Origin of the sequence: Pedobacter terrae (assembly GCF_036946585.1) — a bacterium.
Classification (GTDB): Bacteria; Bacteroidota; Bacteroidia; order Sphingobacteriales; family Sphingobacteriaceae; genus Pedobacter; species Pedobacter terrae_C.
The window spans coordinates 447,986-467,933 of the sequence record NZ_JAQIIV010000001.1 but is presented as its reverse complement, the minus strand read 5'-3'; the positions used below and the strand labels follow the sequence as shown (position 1 = coordinate 467,933).

Below are 19,948 nucleotides of genomic sequence, written 5' to 3'. Positions count from 1 at the left end.
TTTATAATTCTTTTGGTACGCAGGTAATTTTTTCTTTAAGTGTTAGTTTAATTTCGCGCTGATCGTTTAAACTTTCCAATAATAATGTATCTGCAGATTTTTTATTGATCAGGAAATTTTTTTCGTATCGGCCGATGCGGTAGCAACCTGATATTTTTTGTTTATAATTAGCATGTGTAAAGGTTGCACCTATAAATAACGTATCACCTTTTATTACATATACACCTTTTGCATATTCTTTCCAAATACCATTATTGTAACAGGAATCCTCATAAAAATTTACTTTACTATGGGTAACCATATCGATATAAACTGAATCGCAGGTAAACTTAAAATGGTGTTGTGTATAATTGCTCAATTTATGACTAAAAGCAACAGCATCTTCATTCCAAACGCCTTGCATAAAATCCTCACCCTTGCCCTGAATATTCGGACGTGGGCTACAGGCCAAATATAAAATGGATAATGTAAAAAGAAAGATGTAACAGTGCCCTAATCCTAATTGCGGTTTACTCATGGTTATAATCTGTGCTTTTTGCGAACTGATCGGAGATGGCCTTATTCTTTTTAACGGTATTAATAACCAAGATTAAAAATCCTGCAGCGAAACAGATTCCGTCCATAAAACCGATAATACCACCAATAGAATAGTATTTTGTAATTTCTGTAAGTTTCAAATTTTGCGCTGCCAGGAGCGATGGCACAAAGGTATACAGTATATTAATTATCAGGCTAATGCCAGATCCCATAGCCATCAACATGGCTTCGGCAGAAGATTTTTTTATTAGAAGAAAGCAACAGGCTCCAAATACAATAAAAGGTGGAATGATGGATATCAAGCTTAAAAGGTTAGCAAGTATTGAACTCATATTACCTGTGTTTATTTAACCGTATTGATTTGGAAAATAATTTTAAAAGTGACGTCGTTCCCGCGCAGGCGGGAATCTTAAAACGTATCGCATTAAGATTCCCAATCGGGTTGCGAATGACGACCCGTCTAATTTATTTCAAGCTGCCAACCATATCTTCCGGGCGTACCCACTCATCAAACTGCTCATTGTTTAATAATCCCAACTCTACAGCTGCTGCTTTTAACGTTTTATTTTCTTTATGGGCTTTCTTCGCAATTTTAGCTGCATTTTCATAACCCACATGTGGATTCAAAGCCGTAACCAACATTAAAGAATTTTGAAGGTGTTTTTCAATTTCAGGTAAATTAGCGGTAATTCCTTCCGCACATTTATCTGTAAAAGAAACACAGGCGTCACCAATTAAACGTGCCGATTGTAACACATTAGCGGCGATTAAAGGTTTAAATACATTCAGTTCAAAGTGACCATTTAAACCACCTACTGAAACTGCAACATCATTACCGATTACCTGGGCACAAACCATGGTTAAAGCCTCTGGTTGCGTAGGATTCACTTTTCCTGGCATGATAGACGATCCCGGTTCATTATCTGGAATTACAATTTCGCCAATACCGCAACGTGGACCAGAACTTAACATTCTCACATCATTGGCTATTTTCATCAAGGCAACCGCTGTGCGTTTTAATGCGCCAGAAAGTTCTACCATAGCATCATGTGCTGCTAAAGCCTCAAATTTATTAGGAGCGGTAACAAAAGGCAACCCCGTTAAATCTGCAATTTTTTTAGCCACCAAAACATCGTATCCTTTTGGGGTATTTAAGCCTGTACCAACAGCAGTTCCGCCTAAAGCCAGTTCGGCAACCATAACCAAAGCATTTTTTATTGCCCTGATGCTGTTATCAATCTGTTGTACATAACCCGAAAATTCCTGACCTAAAGTTAACGGAGTTGCATCCATAAAGTGCGTACGGCCTGTTTTAACAATCGTACTAAACTCTTCTACTTTTTGGGCTAAGGTATTTCTTAGTTTTTCTAAACCCGGAATGGTATTTTCTACCGTAAGTTTATAGGCTGCAATGTGCATTGCAGTTGGATACGTATCGTTTGATGATTGTGATTTATTTACATCATCATTTGGGTGAAGTATTTTTTTGTCGTCAGCTAGTGAACCACCGTTAATCACATGGGCACGGTTTGCAATTACCTCATTACCATTCATGTTACTTTGTGTACCCGAACCTGTTTGCCAGATTACCAAAGGAAACTGATCATCTAACTGTCCGGCAATAATTTCATCACATGCTTTGGCAATTAAATCTGCTTTTTCTGCCGATAATACGCCAAGTTCGGTATTAGCAAGTGCTGCTGCTTTTTTCAGGTATCCAAAAGCGTGTATAATTTCTTTTGGCATCGAACCTTCCGGACCGATTTTAAAGTTATTGCGTGAGCGTTCGGTTTGTGCACCCCAGTATTTGTCTGCAGGTACCTGTACCTCGCCCATGGTATCGTGTTCTATTCTGAAACTCATTATATTTTTGATTTTGTTGTCGCAAATTTAGGTTTTTTGCCTTTTAAAGCGTTGGATTTATGTAAGATATTTAATGGATAAGAAAATATATAGCGGAAATGTTTGTATTCCTTTTTATTCTCCATCATTAATATACAAACTTTATCAAGGCCAGCTACTTCTACCAATGAAATCATATTCATACCTTTACTGCAAATATGCAGGGATTAGTTATTAAATCTACAGGGAGCTGGTATAGTGTTCTGGCCGATAATGGTGAGCGCTATGATTGTAGGATTGTAGGCAAATTCAGGATTAAAGGACTTAAAACCACCAACCCGATTGCGGTTGGTGACCGTGTGAAATTTGACCTGGAAAAGGATAGCAACCAGGGTTTGATCAACGAGATGTTGCCCCGTAAAAACTACATCATCCGCAAATCGATAAACCTGAGTAAGCAGGCGCAAATATTGGCTGCTAACTTAGATATGGCCATGCTGGTGGTTACACTTGCTTCACCCCGTACCTCTTTAGGCTTTATAGATCGTTTTTTGGTTACCGCAGAAGCCTATGATGTACCGGCGGTATTGGTATTTAATAAACTTGATCTGTTTAGTAAAGAAGGTTTGGAAATTCTGCAGGAATTTAAAGATATCTATGAAAATATCGGCTACGCCTGTTACGAAGTTTCCGCGCTAAAGGGTATTAATATTTCGGTCATCCAGGAATTGATTACTGATAAAATTACTTTAATATCGGGGCATTCAGGTGTCGGGAAGTCAAGCTTAATCAATGCATTAATGCCTGACCGGGATTTGAGGACAGGAGAGGTTTCTGACTGGAGCGATAAGGGGCAGCATACCACTACTTTTGCCGAAATGTTCGAACTGCCACAAGGTGGTTTCATTGTAGATTCTCCGGGAATCAGGGAATTGGGTGTAATCGATATCGAAAAAGAAGAATTGGGGCATTTTTTTAGAGAAATTTTCAAAACTTCGCACAATTGCCGCTTTAACAATTGCAGGCACATTAACGAGCCAGGCTGTGCTGTTATTGAAGCCGTAAATGAAGGTGAAATTGCGGTTTCGAGATATGAAAGTTACCTGAGCATTTACCACGGGAACGATACGCGACATTAGTTGAGTCAGAAGTCAGAAGTCAGAAGTCAGAAGTCGGAAGTCAGGAGTCCGAATGATTGAATCAATGAATTAGATTGAAAACCCTTGCCAAAAAGCTATATGATCAAAGTAGTAAGTAGGTTCATGCAAGACATTTTAATACAAACTGCTTATAATCTTTGTGTACTTTGTGCCTTTGCGGTTAAAAAATAATAGAAATGAAATTTAAACTGGGAGATTTTGTGCGTTTTGTTGATGAAAAACGTGAAGGTTATGTAACCAAAATTATTGATGCACAAACTTTGGGAGTTACCGATGAAGATGGTTTCGAAATACCTGTTGCAGTAAGTAATTTAACTTCTGTGCATGGTCATGGTGTGGTTGCTGAAGAATTAGATTCTCCTAAACCCATCCAGGTGAATATCCCGAGCACTAACGAAATCGAAAATGGCATTTATGTGGCCGTTGCTACCGATGATAAAGCAGGTAATGTGGTACACTTTCATCTCCAGAATCATTCGCCAAACATTTTATTGGTAGGCTTAAGCACTGATCGTAAAGGGAAATATGCCGGTGCTTTTCATGGGATAATTGAATCTTACAGTTCCACTTTGGTTTATTCTGCATCCTTAGCAGATCTTGACCTTTGGCCAGAATTCAACTTTCAGGTTTTAGTATTTAGTAAAGCTGATGTGAAACCTATCGATCCATTGGTGATCCGTAAAAAGTTCAGGGCAAAAGATTTTAGTACCGAGCAAAAGGAATTGCCTCAGTTGAGGAATAAAGGTTGGCTGATCCGCTTGGATGATCTAGTTCCGGTATTCATTGATCCGCAGAAGTTAAAGGAAAGTTTCTTTAAATCATCGGAGGAGAAAAGAACAGTTGAAGCGCCACAAAAAGAAATTGATCTGCACATCGAAAAGCTAAGAGATGATCATCATTTTTTAGAAGCTGATGAAATGCTGCAAATCCAGATCAATCATTTTCAAACGGCGATGGATGCTGCTGTGGTACATCATTTTGATAAGATCGTTTTTATCCATGGTTCGGGTAACGGTACCTTAAGAGATAAAATCCATAAACTGATCAGTAAAAACCCGCATGTAAAAACTTACATGGACGCCAGAAAAGAAAAGTTTGGTTATGGTGCCACTGAGGTGGTTTTTAAATGATGGAAGAGGGAATATTGAGGATGAGTGATGGAGGAGTTCTTTTACATGCAATCCGCCATTCTGAACTTGTTTTCAGAATCTATTTAGTAAGTTAAAGATTCTTGACTGTGTTCAGAATGGCCGTATAAAAACTAAAATCCAAGTTCCAGCACAAACACAATCGCATTATTACTTAATGCTTCCAGTTCTACCTGCTCAATATTCCAGAGTGCCAGGCCGTCTCTTGCATGCATTAACCGACCTTCAATTTCAAAGGCACCGTCAATAATAAAAGTATAAAGCTGGTGGTTTGGACTTTGCAATTTATAAATCACCTCTTCTCTGCCAGCGAAGATCCCTGCACTTAACTTAAAGGGTAGTTTTGTGTTGGCAATAATCTCGATCAAATGGTTTTGCTCAAAATCGAAGTCGAAAAGCATCTCACTAGCCCGCATTAAAAACATATCCGTTTTAATCCCAAACTGAATGTAGTTGATCATGTCATTCTGATAGGGATTGCTGATTCCCAGCACCTCGCCTTTTCCCATGTTCAATACCTGTATCTGTCCGGTGTCTACAGCAAATTCTTTTCCATTCGCAACAAGATCTATTCCGCCTGTAATTGGTATAAATACCTGAAGTGAATTCTCTTTGCAAAGAAAGAAAGTAATTTTTCCACCTATAATCGACTCGTCATTACATAAAAATAAATTTCCAAAAGGTTCTTTATGCTCGTTGTAGTAATTTTCGAAATTAAAGGTGCTGTATCTTCTTAATACCTGCGTTTCAGTCAACCCGCGCTGATCTGCTAAATATATTTTGCCGGGAATTAATTCCATAAATCACTCAATTGTCTGAATAGCGTAAATGCTTACAAATTTTTGGATGGGAAAAAGATTAGTCAAAATTTCTTTTTCTTCATTTTCTTTAAACCGGGATACGAGCAACTGATCGCCAATTGTATCATGCCACACCATCGGTGTAGAAAAAAAGTTAACGCCAACTTTGTGTTTTCTAATATCATTGATATCAGAATTAATAATTTCAAACTTAAAATTTTCAAATGTTAAAAAACGTTTTCCTAAATTATCGAGTACATCGGGAATAATGTTTTTTAATTGTTGTAAGTAACCTGTAATGGATGCGCTAACCAGAAAATCAAGTTTTTCAGCAGCAGGAACATTTAAAACTAGCTCGGCAAACGTATTGTATTGCCCTTTCCGGTTATAAAGCTGAGCCTGCATTTTAAATTCTGTATAACTGTCTTGGTGTACATACTTATCCCACAAATTTGTGTTTTCAGCATCAATTATTTTGCGGTAACACAAGGTGATTATTTTTTTTGCCATTTTGAGAGATAGAAAAAGACGTTAAGCATAATACTCAACGTCCGAATAAAAACAAACAGTGAAATTTATTATGCTTTGACGTTTAATTTAAAGGTCAGTTCAAAACCAGCAGCTATTGTTCCGGTGACATTTGCAATTTGTACTCCTGTTTTGTCGTCACTAAAAACATTATCTGCATTATTGTAAGTATATCCGTTCATGCCCTTAGCGTAACCGTTTACCAGTGCCAGTGCAGTACCGCTACCTTCAGGAAAAGCAATTTGTGTTACATTTAAGGAAGTTCCCGAGGCATTGTAAACATGTACATGTATGTGCGTTGCCCGACCGGTATACCAGCCTGGAAAAATCGAAGTAAAGGTTACTAATCCATTTGAATCGGTAATTTGGCGGCCTCTTAAAAAATGAACCGACTGGTAATTAGTGTTTTGCATGCCTGATCCGCCATATTCAGAATAATTTCCCTCTGCATCACAATGCCAGATATCTACTATCGCACCAGCCAAACCAGCGCAACTGTTATTCAAGTTGCCAATCGTAATTTTAGCTGTCATTTTGTAACCTGTACGTCCATCGGTAATATCACTGCGAACGTATGATGCAGGTACTTTTGTGGGAAAAGGCCCTTCCGTTTCAGTTGGTGCTACAGTACAGGTTCCGTTTGTACTTGTAGTTGTTCCCGCTGTTCCCGAACCTGCTGAAGTTTCATCTGTAACACTGTTTTTTTTACAGGCGTCAATTATTACAGGAGTAGAGATTGCTCCAATCATTAAACTCCGAATAAAATTTTTTCTTTCCATTGCTGTTATCTTCTTGTTAGTTACAGATTCTAAATTCGAAAGATTCTATAAAACAGACAAGGGTGTGCCGACGTAGAGAACTTTTGTATCGATAAACTGAGTTTTAGTTAAAAAGTGTTAAGAAATAGCCTAACTGTTTTTCCATTCGTTTATCACTTCTACATAACTGTCGCTAACAGGTAATACTTCCCCGGTAATTAGCTCTATTTTACGATTGTGTATGGCTTTGATTTTTTGTAGCGATACTACAAAACTTCGGTGTATGCGTTTGAAGCGATCAGCAGGTAATTTCTCCGTTATTTTTTTTAATGGCATTAAAGTTAAAACCATTTTGCTTCCCTGCAGATGTATTTTGATATAATCTTCCAGGCTTTCAATGAATAAAATATCAGGTAGATTTATTTTAATAAGCCTGTATTCCGAATGAACAAATATGCTTTCTATAAAGTCTTCATGCTGCTTTTCATTTTGATAATGATAAAATTCTTTTGCCTTATTTACCGCTTTTTTAAACCTTGGGTAATCGATCGGTTTAAGCAAATAATCAATGGCTTCGAGTTCAAAACCTTCAAAGGCAAAGTTTTTATAAGCTGTTGTAAAAATTAACATAGGTTTATTCTTTAACGATTTAAATAAATCTATCCCCGTAATGTCAGGCATGTTTATGTCCAAAAAGAGCAGGTCTGTTTTATGCTTGTTTAAATATTCAGCCGCCGCAATGGCGTCTTCAAACACACCTCCGATTTGAAGATTATCAGAAGCCTCTATATAACTTCTGATCAGCGCAGCTGCCAATGGCTCGTCGTCAACAACCACACATTTTAAGATTTTGGTCATTATAATTGAATTGTTAAATTAACAGTAAACAGGTTCTGGCTGGTATCAATAGTTAAAATGTGCATGTTTTTATAGATATGATTTAAACGTCGCCTTGTATTTTCTAAACCTATCCCGCTTCTTTCGGTATTGATCTTCTCAGGATATAAATTGTTTTGGCAGAATAAGATTAACGAATTTTGCCGGCTGAAAATTTTAATAATTAATTTGTTGCTATGATGGTTGCTGATGCCATATTTAAAAACATTTTCAGTAAAAGCCATCAATATGAGGGGGGCAATTTTTTTATTTTCAAAATCACCCTCCAGTTCAAATAATAGTGTTGTTTTTTTAGTTAGCCTTAATTTTTGTAAATCAATAAAATTTGTAATACAATCCAGTTCCTGTTGTAACCTTACAAAATCGTTTCCTGTCTCATCAGTGATGTAACGCATAATACTGGATAGTTTCATGATGGAAGGTGCTGTATTTTCATCTTTGATTATGGCAAGTGTGTAAATGTTATTTAATGTATTAAACAAAAAGTGTGGATTGACCTGTGCTTTTAGAAAAGATAGTTCAGCCTGTGCTTTTTCTGCTTCTGCAATAAGTGCTCTTTGGGTTGTCAGGCTTAATTGTTTATTTGTTTCTTTTGTAAAACTGATAATAATCGTCAGGAAAAAAAGAAAAACACTTGCTACATCAACGCTTGGTCCTGTATTGGTGCCTCTTTCATGACCAGGAGGAAATCGCTGACCTTCAAATGGCGGAACCTGTTTATGATCTGGAGGCGACGGAGGCCGATCGAAACCCGTAGTATGTTCAGTAAAATTTCGGTTTTGGAAAATGAATTTATCAAAGGGCCTTAACCATATGATGCCGGCTAGGATGATGAGTAATCCTAACACGTATAAAATGTGCCGAGATTTGCCGTACAATTTTGGAAACAGATATAGGCTATGTAGAAAGTAAATCGAAATAAAAATCAGGCAAAAAAGGATATATTGAACTAAGCCGGGCCCCGTAACGATGTATTTGATGTCGTGATCTGCAATGATAAAAAGTGGCAGACTTAACAAAAATACAGCAGCAACGATCTGAATAATTATTCTGAAATTTATTTTCTTAAGCATAAACAAATTAACATATATCTCCAAAATTTATGAGTAGGGTATCGGTAATTTACGCTTTTGTATGGATGATTCCATTATTCAAGATTGTGATGTAATTGTTTTGTGAGGGAAGGCTAAAAATTGAGGTATGCTTTTTGCAACGCAGTAATTTCTTTTTATAAAAGATTAAAACTAGCTTTGCCGCAATTAATGAAACACTTTGTTACCATATCGCTTGTATTTTTTAGCTTAACACATTTAGCAAAAGCCGAACGTGTTGAAGGGCTAAGGATATTAAATGAATATTGTAATGAGCATAATATTTGCGTTAACGCAAGTGGTAAAGCCTCGGTTCAGCTCAATGAAGACCGTAATCCTTATTTGTTATCGTACACTAAGTTAGCTTTAATCGGAACGCAAGCTCCATTAAAAGTGGCTAAATATGTAAGTGCAGATCAGGTAATTGCTGATTTAACCATCAGAAAAAAACCAAAAAACAATAGTCCATAGTTCTCTTTCTTTCTAAAAAATCTTTTGAGATTTAAACCCCATTAAACCAATAACTGCCAAACTGACTTAATAAAGGCAATGGCTTAGTTGTTGTAACACACCCATTTTTTAATAATAAAATACGATTTAAAACATAATGTTAGGATTTTTAGCGAAGATTTTCGGAAGTAAATCAGAAAGAGATATAAAGGCTATACAGCCATTAGTGGTTAAAATTAACGAACACTACAGTAAATTATCTGCCTTAAGCAACGATGAGTTACGTGGCAAAACCATTGAATTTAAAGAAAGAATATCAGCTTTTTTAGCTGATATTGATGAGAAAATTTCGGCACTAAAAGCTGAGGCAGAAAGCGAAGAATTAGATCTTCACCAAAAAACGGCAATTTATGATCAGGTTGATGCCTTAGGTAAAGACCGTGATACTGAACTGGAAAAGGTACTTCTGGAAATCCTTCCTGAAGCTTTTGCTGTAATTAAAGAAACTTCACGCCGTTTAAGTGAAAACGATTATTTAGAGGTTACCGCAACCCAGTTTGATAGGGATTATGCTGCAAGAAAAAACAATGTAAAAATTGTTGGCGATAAAGCACAGTGGGCCAATAAATGGGATGCTGCCGGAACAGAAGTAGCCTGGAACATGGTACATTACGATGTACAGTTAATTGGTGGTATTGTATTGCACAGTGGTAAAATCGCCGAAATGGCTACCGGTGAAGGTAAAACCCTGGTAAGTACATTACCAGCTTACTTAAATGCATTGGCTGGTCAAGGAGTACATATTGTAACGGTGAATGATTACCTGGCCCGTCGGGATAGTGAATGGAATGGTCCATTGTTTGAATTCCACGGTTTAAGTGTTGATTGTATCGATAAACATGAGCCAAACTCAGAAGCCAGAAGAAAGGCTTATGCCGCAGATATTACTTATGGAACTAATAATGAGTTTGGTTTCGATTACCTGCGTGACAATATGTCGCAAACACCAGATCAACTGGTACAGCGCAAACTGCATTTTGCAATGGTGGATGAGGTCGATTCGGTTTTAATTGACGATGCCCGTACCCCTTTAATTATTTCTGGTCCGATTCCACGCGGAGATGAACATGAGTTTTATGAGTTGAAACCACGCATTGAACGCTTGGTTAATGCACAAAAAGCTTATGTAACACAAGCGTTGAACGAGGCTAAAAAATTAATCAATGCAGGTAACAGCGGAACCGAAGAAGGCGAAGGTGGTTTAGCTTTATTGCGTGCGTACCGTGGTTTGCCGAAAAACAAGGCTTTAATTAAATTTTTAAGTGAAACGGGTATTCGTGGTTTATTGTTAAAAACTGAAAACCACTACATGGCAGATCAATCTAAGAATATGCCAAAGGTAGATTCTGAATTGTACTTCTATATCGATGAAAAGAACAACCAGGTTGAATTGACTGAAAAAGGTATTGAATTGATTACCCAATCAGGTGAAGATCCTCATTTCTTTGTATTGCCAGATGTAGGTACCGAAATTGCAGATCTTGAAAAATCTGACCTTCCTTTAGAAGAAAAGGTGATGCAGAAAGACGCTTTAATGCGTGATTATTCTGTAAAAGCAGAACGTATCCATTCGGTTAATCAGTTATTAAAAGCATATACTTTGTTCGAAATCGATGTGGAGTATATCATCGACGAAGGAAAAATCAAAATTGTTGATGAGCAAACCGGGCGTATTATGGATGGCCGCCGTTACTCTGATGGTTTACACCAGGCAATTGAGGCTAAAGAAAATGTTAAGGTTGAAGATGCTACCCAAACTTATGCAACTGTAACTTTACAAAACTATTTCCGTATGTACCACAAGCTTTGTGGTATGACGGGTACTGCAACTACAGAGGCTGGCGAGTTTTGGTCAATCTATAAATTGGATGTGGTAGAGATTCCTACCAACAGAAATATTTCGAGGATTGATGAGCAGGATTACGTTTATCGTACCGTTCGCGAAAAATATAATGCCGTTGCGGCAGAGATACAATACCTGGTTTTCCCATATTCTCATTACGAAACTGAATATGAAACCGATAAAGAAGGTAACGTAAAACAGAAAGATGGCAAACCAGTTGTTAAATATGACCAAACAGGTAGGGCTGTACCTAAATTGGATGCTAAAGGGGCTTTAATTCCTGCGGTTAATCCAGAAACAGGTCAATTGGAGCCAAAAGCTGGTCGTCCGGTATTGGTGGGTACAACATCTGTAGAGATTTCTGAGTTATTAAGCCGTATGCTTAAACTCCGCGGTATCAAACACAACGTATTGAACGCTAAAATGCACCAGAAAGAGGCCGATATCGTGGCTGAAGCTGGTCAAGCCGGAACGGTAACCATTGCAACCAACATGGCTGGTCGTGGTACCGATATCAAATTAGGGCCTGGTGTGAAAGAAGCTGGTGGTTTAGCTATCGTAGGTACCGAGCGTCACGAATCACGCCGTGTAGACAGGCAGTTACGTGGTCGTGCAGGTCGTCAGGGCGATCCGGGCTCTTCACAGTTCTTTGTTTCATTGGAAGATAACTTAATGCGTTTATTTGGTTCAGAGCGTATTTCTAGTATCATGGTGCGTATGGGTATCGAAGATGGAGAAGTAATCCAGCACTCTATGATTACCAAATCTATCGAGCGTGCACAGAAAAAGGTAGAAGAAAACAACTTTGGTATCCGTAAACGTTTGTTGGAGTACGATGATGTAATGAACTCGCAACGTACCGTAATTTATGCTAAACGTAAAAATGCTTTATTTGGTGAGCGTTTAGATGTGGATATGAACAATATGGTTTTCGATGTTGCTGAAGATATCGTGAGCGAATATAAACAAGAGGCAAATTACGACGGATTTAAACTGGAAGTAATCAAAAACTTCTCTTTAGATACGGAGATTACCGAAAAAGAATTCTCTTCAACCAGTATTCCTCAGTTAACAGAAAAGTTATTTGAAGAAGCAGAGGCATTTTATGCACGTAAATCAGAGGCTATTATTCAGCAGTCGCTACCGGTATTAACCCAGGTATATGAAGAGCGCGGTGAGCATATCGAACAGATTGTAGTGCCGTTTACTGATGGTATCCGTGGCATTCAGGTAGCTGTTGATTTAAAGAAAGCTATTGATAATAAAGGAAAAGAGGTGGTTCGTTCATTCGAAAAAACCATTGTTTTAGCCTTAATTGATGATAGCTGGAAAGAACATTTACGTGAAATGGACGATTTGAAGCAATCGGTACAAAATGCGGTTTACGAGCAGAAAGATCCGTTGGTCATTTATAAAATGGAAGCTTTCAACTTATTTAAAAACATGCTTAATGCTGTGAATAAAGAGGTGGTAAGTTTCTTATATAAAGGCGGTATTCCGGTACAACAAGAACCAGATCAGGTAAGAGAAGCACCGGCTCCGGTTAAACAGCCGAAGCTGCAAACTACTAAACAAGAGTTTGGCAGAGAAGAGCCAGGAATCGAATTTGGCGATACACGTGAAGCTGCTCCACAGCAGCCAATCCGAAAGGAAGCAACCGTTGGTAGAAATGAACCTTGCCCATGCGGTAGCGGTAAAAAGTATAAAAACTGCCATGGTGCCAATTTATAATTAACCTATCAAAGCATACTAAGCCCCGACAAAAAAATGTCGGGGCTTTTTTTTAACCAAATTTCTAATTCTCAAATATTCCTGGTTTTATTATTGATACTGCTACAGGTGTGATGATGAAATACGACCCAAAAGTTTACGAATTGACGTTAGAACCCAATAAAGCGAATTAATTTAATCCGCTTAATGGGAATAATTCCTAAAGCCAGGTCCGTAAGGAATTTGGCTTTTTTATTACTGTCATCACATAAAATTGGTCGTCATTTCGACTGAAGCTGCCGATCTTTCTTCGGTAGCGAAATGGAGAAATCTTTGAATTAAACTTAGCTGATTACCTACTCTAAAAGATTTCTCGACTTCACTATGTTTCGCTCGAAATGACGAACCGAAAAAAATTATCCAAATAATAACGATTTGCTTAACCCATAAAGAATGCCGATTTTTGCAACGATTTCGGCATTCTTGTTGTTAAGAAGATTGAGGTAATACATCCGCTCACCAAAATGCCAGTTATTTTGCCCATGAAAACAACATTAACTTTTATATCCTGCTTGCTTCTTACCATAAATGCTTTCGCACAGAAAGGCGAAGTGACTGTTATAAAAGACCCTTTAATTGATAGTTTAATTGCCAAGCGGCTGGAGGTTTACAAATCCTCGGGTGAGGTAAAGCCAGGCAAGCCGATTGTTTCGTCCTACGGCTACCGCGTACAGATTTTTTATGGCTCAGACCGGCGCGAGGTTTTTAACCAGCAGGCACGTTTTAAAGGGCTATATCCCCAGTTAAATACTTACCTTACTTATAAAGAACCCAATTATTATGTTCGGGTCGGCGATTTCAGAAGCCGCTTAGAAGCACAGCGCCTGATCAACGAACTCAGACCAGCTTTCCCTACACTTTTTATTTTTAGGGAGAAAATAAATGCACCAACTTTAGATACCACAACAACCAATGATCAAAAATAAAGTACAGGAACTGGCCGCTCACATTTTTAATGATGTAGTGGGTTATCGTCAACATATTCATGCCAATCCCGAATTGTCTTTTAAAGAATTCGAAACTTCATTATTCATTAAGGATAAATTAAAAAAATGGGGAATTGAATATACCGACTGTGCCAATACGGGTGTAGTGGGTTTAATTAAAGGCAACCAACCATCTGATAAAGTTATTGCCTTACGTGCCGATATGGATGCATTACCCATCCATGAAGCTAATGACAAACCTTATCGTTCCAAAAATCAAGGTGTAATGCATGCCTGCGGACATGATGTACACACCTCTTCGCTTTTAGGAACAGCTTATATTCTAAATCAGATTAAAGATGATTTCGGTGGGACCATTAAGCTGATTTTTCAGCCTGCTGAAGAACTTTTGCCTGGTGGAGCAAGTATTATGATTAAAGAAGGTGTACTCGAAAATCCAAAACCACATCATATTGTTGGCCAGCATGTAATGCCATTGATTGATGCCGGTAAAGTAGGTTTCCGTTCGGGTATTTATATGGCTTCGACCGATGAACTTTATGTTACTGTAACCGGAAAAGGTGGTCATGGTGCACAGCCACATCAAAACATCGATCCGGTTGTAATCGCTTCACATATCATCATTGCCTTACAGCAGATCGTGAGTCGCAATGCCGATCCCCGTATTCCATCTGTGCTGTCTTTTGGTAAAGTAACGGCTAATGGCGCAACCAATATTATTCCGAACGAAGTAAAAATTGAAGGTACTTTCAGGACCCTCGATGAAGAATGGAGAGATGAAGCGCACAAACGCATGAAAAAAATGGCCGAAGGGATTGCCGATAGCATGGGTGGAAGCTGCGATTTCGATATCCATAGAGGTTATCCCTTTTTAATCAACGAAGAAAAACTAACCGCAAATGCAAGAGCCTTTGCTGAAGATTTTTTGGGTAAAGAAAATGTGGTTGATCTGGATATCTGGATGGCTGCTGAAGATTTTTCTTTCTACTCACAGGTAACAGATGCCTGTTTTTATCGTTTAGGAACTGGGAACGCAGCTAAAGACACGCAATATTCGGTACATACACCAAGATTTGATGTGGATGAAGACGCCTTGAAAATATCGACCGGATTAATGGCTTATATTGCTTTAAAACAACTAGGAAATTAGGGCGGAAGATGTAAATAGGTAGGAGGGATGATGGAGGCGTAAAGTTTCATGATCTATCTTCCATCATCCGTTTTACGTTCTCCAGCTTAAACATCCATTACACATATCCATCTTAGATGAAAAAAATATTTCTGCTTTTGTTATTTATCCCATTCTTTCAGCAAGCTTTTGCTCAGGAAATCAACCGCTTTAATCCGGATACCATTAAAACCATTGTACTCGATTCGGCTGTAAATATCAAGGCCGAAAAATTGAATGTAGAAACATTTATCAGAAAGGTGATGTACGATACTTCCTTTTATCAGTCGTTCAGGGATATGAAACGTTATACTTTCATTGCCGAAAACCGGATTTACAGTTACGATAAAAAGAATAAGGTTGATGGAAAAATTTACCGTAAAATCCGCCATAACAATAGTGGTCCTTATAAAATGGAATATCTGGTAAAACAGGATACAGGGAAAATTTATAAAAGAAATGGAAAATACCAGTTATATACCGTAGAAATGTTCGATTACATTTTTATGAATGCTTATAATACCGATTTTGTACCCAATGCACCCAAACCTGATGGGAAAGGAGGGACGAACGAAAGTTACAAAGATAAACTGAAAACATTAATCTTTAATCCTGGTCGTCCAATAAAAGTACCTTTCATCGGGAGTAAAACTGAAATATTTTCGGCCAATATGCGCCAGTATTATGATTATGGTTTTACAAGTGGTACCTATCTGGATTCTATCCCTGTCTATCGCTTCAAAGTTTCTGTTAAACCTGATTTAAGTAAGTGGACGAAAGACGGTATTATGATCAAAGAACTGGTTACCATTTTTGATAAACGGAATTTCAATATTCTTGGCCGTTATGTCGACATGAAATACAGCAATATGTTGTTTGATTTTGATGTGCAGATGAATATCGAAATGGGTTATTTCGGAGAGGATAAATTACCCACCAAAATTACTTATCAGGGTAACTGGGACTATCCTTTCAAAAAAGAGGAGAGAGCGAGCTTTTTAATCGTACATAAAGATTATAAACTCGAAAAAGCTAAGTAATAACTTAAAATAAGCTATTTACAAGATACCTAAATCAGGATTGTCAACTATAAAATTTATCAAAATAGTTTACTGAGTCAGCTGCTTAAAATTGGGCGTCATGTCGACTGGAGCACAGCGAAATGGAGAAATCTTTAAACGATGTTTATAAAAAGCTGGAGATTTATTTCTTTGATCACCTTTCCTCAATTTATTATCGCATAAAAAGATTTAGTATCTTTAAAAGATTATTTAAAGCCATATTCATGCAATTCTTTTCTTCCTTTAAATTTAAAATATCAATTGCTTTATCGGTGTTTTTTAGTATCGGTGCGCATGCACAAATACTCACTTCAAAACAGATCGATAGTGTGGTCGAAAAAACCCTTAGCACGTTCAATGTTCCCGGTATTGCCGTTTCTGTCATTAAGGATGGCAAAATTATCCATTTGAAGGGGTATGGGGTGAGCTCCATCAAAACCAATAAAAAGGTGGATGAAAATACGCTTTTTGGCGTGGCATCAAACACAAAAGCTTTTACTGCGGCAGCTTTAGGTATGCTGGTTGATGAAAAGAAAATCACCTGGGATACGAAAGTAACGGATATAATTCCTGAATTTAAAATGTACGATGCCTACGTAACCAGTGAGTTTACTATCCGCGATTTGCTTACACACCGCAGTGGTTTAGGTTTAGGTGCAGGCGATTTAATGATCTGGCCTGATTCATCAACCGTGGATAAAAAGCAGCTTATTCACAATTTACGGTACTTAAAACCAGTTTCTTCTTTTCGTACCAAATACGATTACGATAACCTGATGTACATTGTAGCCGGAGAAGTGGTCGCAAGGGTTTCTGGAAATACTTATGAAGATTTTATCGAAAGCAGAATCATTAAACCTCTAGGCATGACCAAAACTGCAGCTTCATGGTACCGTTTAAAAGATAAATCGAATGTAATTGATGGTCATGCACCTTATGAAGGTAAACTGCTTCCTGTAGGGTTAAGCTTCGGCGAAATTGCGAATGCGGCAGGAGGAATTTACTCAAATGTTACCGATATGAGCAAGTGGGTAATGGCCATGATCAATGGTGGTAAATATGGCGAAACCCTGGATAAAAAACTGTTCAGTCCTGCTGTGGCAAGAGAGCTTTGGACTCCGCAAACCATTATTGCAGGTGGCAATCCGGCAGCTTTTAGCAGTTATGGTTTAGGCTGGTTTTTGAGTAATGTAAATGGAAATTTTCAGGCAACACATACCGGTGGTCTATCTGGAATTGTAACACAGGTTACCATACTGCCAGAACTGAAACTGGGTATCATTGTATTAACCAACCAGCAATCCGGAGCTGCTTTCAATGCCATTACCAATTCGATCAAAGATGGTTATTTAGGTATTAAAGGTCAGGATAGGATTAAAACTTACAACGATAATAGATTAAGAAACGAAAAACAAGCAGATGAGATGGTCGCCAAAGTTTGGAGCGATATTGCTGCACAACAAAAATTATCAGCTTCGAAACCTGATGTTAAAAACTACTATGGTACTTTCCACGATGCCTGGTTTGGCGCAGTAAGCATTAGTGACGTAAATGGTAAAATGCATTTTCAAGCGAAAAATGCACCAAAACTAAAAGGCGATATGACTTATTATAAGGGAAATACCTTTATTGTGAAATGGTACGACAGAAGTTTGGATGCTGATGCCTTTGTTAATTTCACTTTAGATAACAATGCCTTGGCTGACGGTTTTAAAATCGAGGCCATTTCCCCATTAACCGATTTTAGTTTCGACTTCCAGGATCTGGATTTTAAAAAGACTGATAAAAAATAACCTAACTAATTATACCAGATGAAAACAATAATGAAAACGAGTATTTTACTAAGCTTTTGCTTAATTGCATTCACCTCAATGACATTTAAACCAAAACGAATTATCTTTTTCGGCGATTCCATTACCCAACAGGGCGTTTCAAAAAACGGATATGTAACCCTGATTAAAAAATCGCTCGATTCTTTCAAATACGATGTAATAGGTGCCGGTATTGGCGGTAATAAGGTTTATGATCTTTACCTGCGTTTAGAAGATGATGTATTAAATAAAAAACCTGATCTGGTGGTGATTTATGTGGGCATTAATGATGTGTGGCATAAACAATCATCTCATACCGGAACCGATTATGATAAATATTTAAAATTTTATCAGGCTTTAATTAATAAAATTCAGGGCGTGGGCAGTAAAGTGGTGTTGGTTACCCCGTCAGTTGTTGGCGAAAAAAAAGACGGTACCAATGAGTTAGATGCCGATCTGAATAAATATGCAGAAGGAATCAGAGCATTGGCTGCAAAAAATAATCTTCCTGTATGCGATTTAAGAAAAGTTTTTGCTGAGTATGAAGCAAAAAATAATCCAGAGGATAAAGAAAAAGGTATTTTAACTGTTGATAGGGTACACTTAAACGAAACAGGAAATAAATTGGTGGCCGATCAACTATTGCCTTTGGTGAAGTAATAGGTTGTTAAATCGCAAAACTCGTTAATCAATCGCAAAGCACACATATCGTCATTGCGAACTGAAGAAATGGAATGTGCGATGGAGTGAAGCAATCTTTCCTGTAATGTGATTAGTGACTAAAAGGTATGATAGCAAATAAGATTGCTTCGTCGGCTGAAAAGCCTCCTCGCAATGACGCATTAGAGATCGTCATTGCGAACCGAAGAAGAGGAATGGGGGGATGGAGTGAAGCAATCTTTCTTGCAAGGTGATTAGTGACTAAAAGGTATGATAGCAAATAAGATTGCTTCGTCGGCTGAAAAGCCTCCTCGCAATGACGCATGAGAGATCGTCATTGAGAACCGAAGAAGAGGAATGGGGGGATGGAGTGAAGCAATCTTTCCTGCAAGGTGATTAGTGACTAAAAGGTATGATAGCAAATAAGATTGCTTCGTCGGCTGAAAAGCCTACTCGCAATGACGCATGAGAGATCGTCATTGCGAACTGAAGAAATGGAATGGGGGATGGAGTGATGCAATCTTTCCTGCAAGGTGGATTAGTGACTAAAGGGTATGATAGCAAATAAGATTGCTTCGTCGGCTGAAAAGCCTCCTCGCAATGACGCATGAGAGATCGTCATTGAGGACGGAAGAAGAGGAATAGGTGATGGAATGAAGCAATCTTTCCTGTAATGTGATTAGTGACTAAAAGGTATGATAGCAAAAAAGATTGCTTCGTCGGCTGAAAAGGCCTCCTCGCAATGACGCTGAGAGATCGTCATTGCGAACCGAAGAAGAGGAATAGGTGATGGAGTGAAGCAATCTTTCCTGCGTAATGGCTGATTTAAAACATAATAATGGAGCGCGGAGGAACAGTTTACATTATTACTAATTTTACCCATACCACGTTATATACCAGGGTTACTTCAGATATAGTGTTCAGAATGAAAGAACATAAGGAAAAGGAATATCCGAAATCTTTTTCAGCTAAATATAACATGGATAAACTTGTTTATTTTTGTTCTTATATTCGATAGAGGAAGCAATTGCAGAAGAAAAGAGAATTAAAGGCGGAAGCCGAAAAAAGAAAATAAAGTTAATAGAATCTATAAATCCCGGTTGAAAGGATTTATGGGAGATAGTAAAAGAATGAGGTAAGATGTAATCGTCATTGCGAACCGAAGAAGGGGAATGGGTGATGGAGTGAAGCAATCTTTCTTGGAAGGTGATTAGTGACTAAAAGGTATGATAGCAAAAAATATTGCTTCGTCGGCTGAAAAGCCTCCTCGCAATGACGCATTAGAGATCGTCATTGCGAACTGAAGAAATGGAATGTGCGATGGAGTGAAGCAATCTTTCCTGCAAGATGATTAGTGACTAAAAGGTATGATAGCAAATAAGATTGCTTCGTCGGCTGAAAAGGCCTTCTCGCAATG

At 38.0% G+C, this 19,948-nt stretch carries 18 protein-coding genes; 10 read left to right on the top strand and 8 right to left on the bottom strand.

Annotated features, from left to right (window positions below; translation table 11 throughout):
• Window position 1: 1 nt before the first annotated feature.
• From PGN18_RS01990 to fumC, 3 genes are all read right to left on the bottom strand, one after another.
• Complete coding sequence (locus PGN18_RS01990) at window positions 2-517, bottom strand: fumarate hydratase (RefSeq protein WP_335317695.1); 516 nt, start codon at window positions 515-517, stop codon at window positions 2-4.
• Window positions 510-869, bottom strand: a complete 360-nt coding sequence (locus PGN18_RS01985) for a hypothetical protein (protein ID WP_335317694.1) — start codon at window positions 867-869, stop codon at window positions 510-512. Before PGN18_RS01985 ends, PGN18_RS01990 begins: the two co-directional genes overlap by 8 nt.
• A gap of 133 nt (window positions 870-1,002) precedes the next feature.
• Window positions 1,003-2,400: a class II fumarate hydratase gene (gene fumC, locus PGN18_RS01980; RefSeq protein ID WP_335317693.1), complete on the bottom strand. Its 1,398-nt coding sequence runs from the start codon at window positions 2,398-2,400 to the stop codon at window positions 1,003-1,005.
• Between the two features lie 197 nt (window positions 2,401-2,597).
• On the opposite strand from fumC, the gene rsgA reads away from it, so the two are divergent.
• A complete protein-coding gene (rsgA, locus tag PGN18_RS01975) occupies window positions 2,598-3,518 on the top strand; it encodes a ribosome small subunit-dependent GTPase A (RefSeq protein ID WP_335317692.1) in 921 nt (306 codons plus the stop codon).
• A 197-nt stretch (window positions 3,519-3,715) separates the two neighbouring features.
• On the top strand, window positions 3,716-4,669 hold the full coding sequence (locus tag PGN18_RS01970) for a Smr/MutS family protein (RefSeq protein WP_335317691.1): 954 nt from the start codon (window positions 3,716-3,718) through the stop codon (window positions 4,667-4,669).
• Between the two features lie 131 nt (window positions 4,670-4,800).
• On the opposite strand, the gene PGN18_RS01965 is transcribed toward PGN18_RS01970, so the two are convergent.
• From PGN18_RS01965 to PGN18_RS01945, 5 genes are all read right to left on the bottom strand, one after another.
• Window positions 4,801-5,487, bottom strand: a complete 687-nt coding sequence (locus tag PGN18_RS01965) for a pirin family protein (RefSeq protein ID WP_335317690.1) — start codon at window positions 5,485-5,487, stop codon at window positions 4,801-4,803.
• 3 nt (window positions 5,488-5,490) lie between these two features.
• Window positions 5,491-5,997, bottom strand: a complete 507-nt coding sequence (locus PGN18_RS01960; protein ID WP_335317689.1) for a hypothetical protein — start codon at window positions 5,995-5,997, stop codon at window positions 5,491-5,493.
• A 68-nt stretch (window positions 5,998-6,065) separates the two neighbouring features.
• On the bottom strand, window positions 6,066-6,794 hold the full coding sequence (locus PGN18_RS01955; protein ID WP_335317688.1) for a dioxygenase family protein: 729 nt from the start codon (window positions 6,792-6,794) through the stop codon (window positions 6,066-6,068).
• Window positions 6,795-6,923: 129 nt separating this feature from the next.
• Window positions 6,924-7,631: a LytR/AlgR family response regulator transcription factor gene (locus PGN18_RS01950; protein ID WP_335317687.1), complete on the bottom strand. Its 708-nt coding sequence runs from the start codon at window positions 7,629-7,631 to the stop codon at window positions 6,924-6,926.
• Entirely contained in the window at window positions 7,631-8,743 is a 1,113-nt protein-coding gene (locus PGN18_RS01945; RefSeq protein WP_335317686.1) for a sensor histidine kinase, read from the bottom strand. The genes PGN18_RS01950 and PGN18_RS01945 overlap by 1 nt, the downstream gene beginning before the upstream one ends.
• A gap of 189 nt (window positions 8,744-8,932) precedes the next feature.
• Between PGN18_RS01945 and PGN18_RS01940 the strand changes: the two genes are divergently transcribed.
• The 8 genes from PGN18_RS01940 (at window position 8,933) to PGN18_RS01905 (ending at window position 19,549) form a co-directional block, all read left to right on the top strand.
• Window positions 8,933-9,232 carry a hypothetical protein gene (locus tag PGN18_RS01940; RefSeq protein WP_090984289.1) on the top strand — a complete coding sequence of 100 codons (300 nt, stop codon included), beginning with the start codon at window positions 8,933-8,935 and terminating at the stop codon, window positions 9,230-9,232.
• 136 nt (window positions 9,233-9,368) lie between these two features.
• A complete protein-coding gene (locus tag PGN18_RS01935; protein WP_335317685.1) occupies window positions 9,369-12,845 on the top strand; it encodes a preprotein translocase subunit SecA in 3,477 nt (1,158 codons plus the stop codon).
• A 521-nt stretch (window positions 12,846-13,366) separates the two neighbouring features.
• A complete protein-coding gene (locus tag PGN18_RS01930; protein ID WP_335317684.1) occupies window positions 13,367-13,810 on the top strand; it encodes an SPOR domain-containing protein in 444 nt (147 codons plus the stop codon).
• The gene (locus tag PGN18_RS01925) at window positions 13,797-14,981 is read left to right on the top strand and encodes a M20 metallopeptidase family protein (RefSeq protein ID WP_335317683.1); all 1,185 of its coding nucleotides are present in this window, start codon (window positions 13,797-13,799) and stop codon (window positions 14,979-14,981) included. The genes PGN18_RS01930 and PGN18_RS01925 overlap by 14 nt, the downstream gene beginning before the upstream one ends.
• A 116-nt stretch (window positions 14,982-15,097) precedes the next feature.
• The gene (locus tag PGN18_RS01920; protein WP_335317682.1) at window positions 15,098-16,039 is read left to right on the top strand and encodes a hypothetical protein; all 942 of its coding nucleotides are present in this window, start codon (window positions 15,098-15,100) and stop codon (window positions 16,037-16,039) included.
• 122 nt (window positions 16,040-16,161) lie between these two features.
• Window positions 16,162-17,853 carry a serine hydrolase gene (locus tag PGN18_RS01915; protein WP_335317681.1) on the top strand — a complete coding sequence of 564 codons (1,692 nt, stop codon included), beginning with the start codon at window positions 16,162-16,164 and terminating at the stop codon, window positions 17,851-17,853.
• Window positions 17,854-17,871: 18 nt separating this feature from the next.
• Entirely contained in the window at window positions 17,872-18,531 is a 660-nt protein-coding gene (locus tag PGN18_RS01910; RefSeq protein WP_335317680.1) for an SGNH/GDSL hydrolase family protein, read from the top strand.
• A gap of 838 nt (window positions 18,532-19,369) precedes the next feature.
• Entirely contained in the window at window positions 19,370-19,549 is a 180-nt protein-coding gene (locus PGN18_RS01905; protein WP_335317679.1) for a GIY-YIG nuclease family protein, read from the top strand.
• Window positions 19,550-19,948 lie beyond the last annotated feature (399 nt).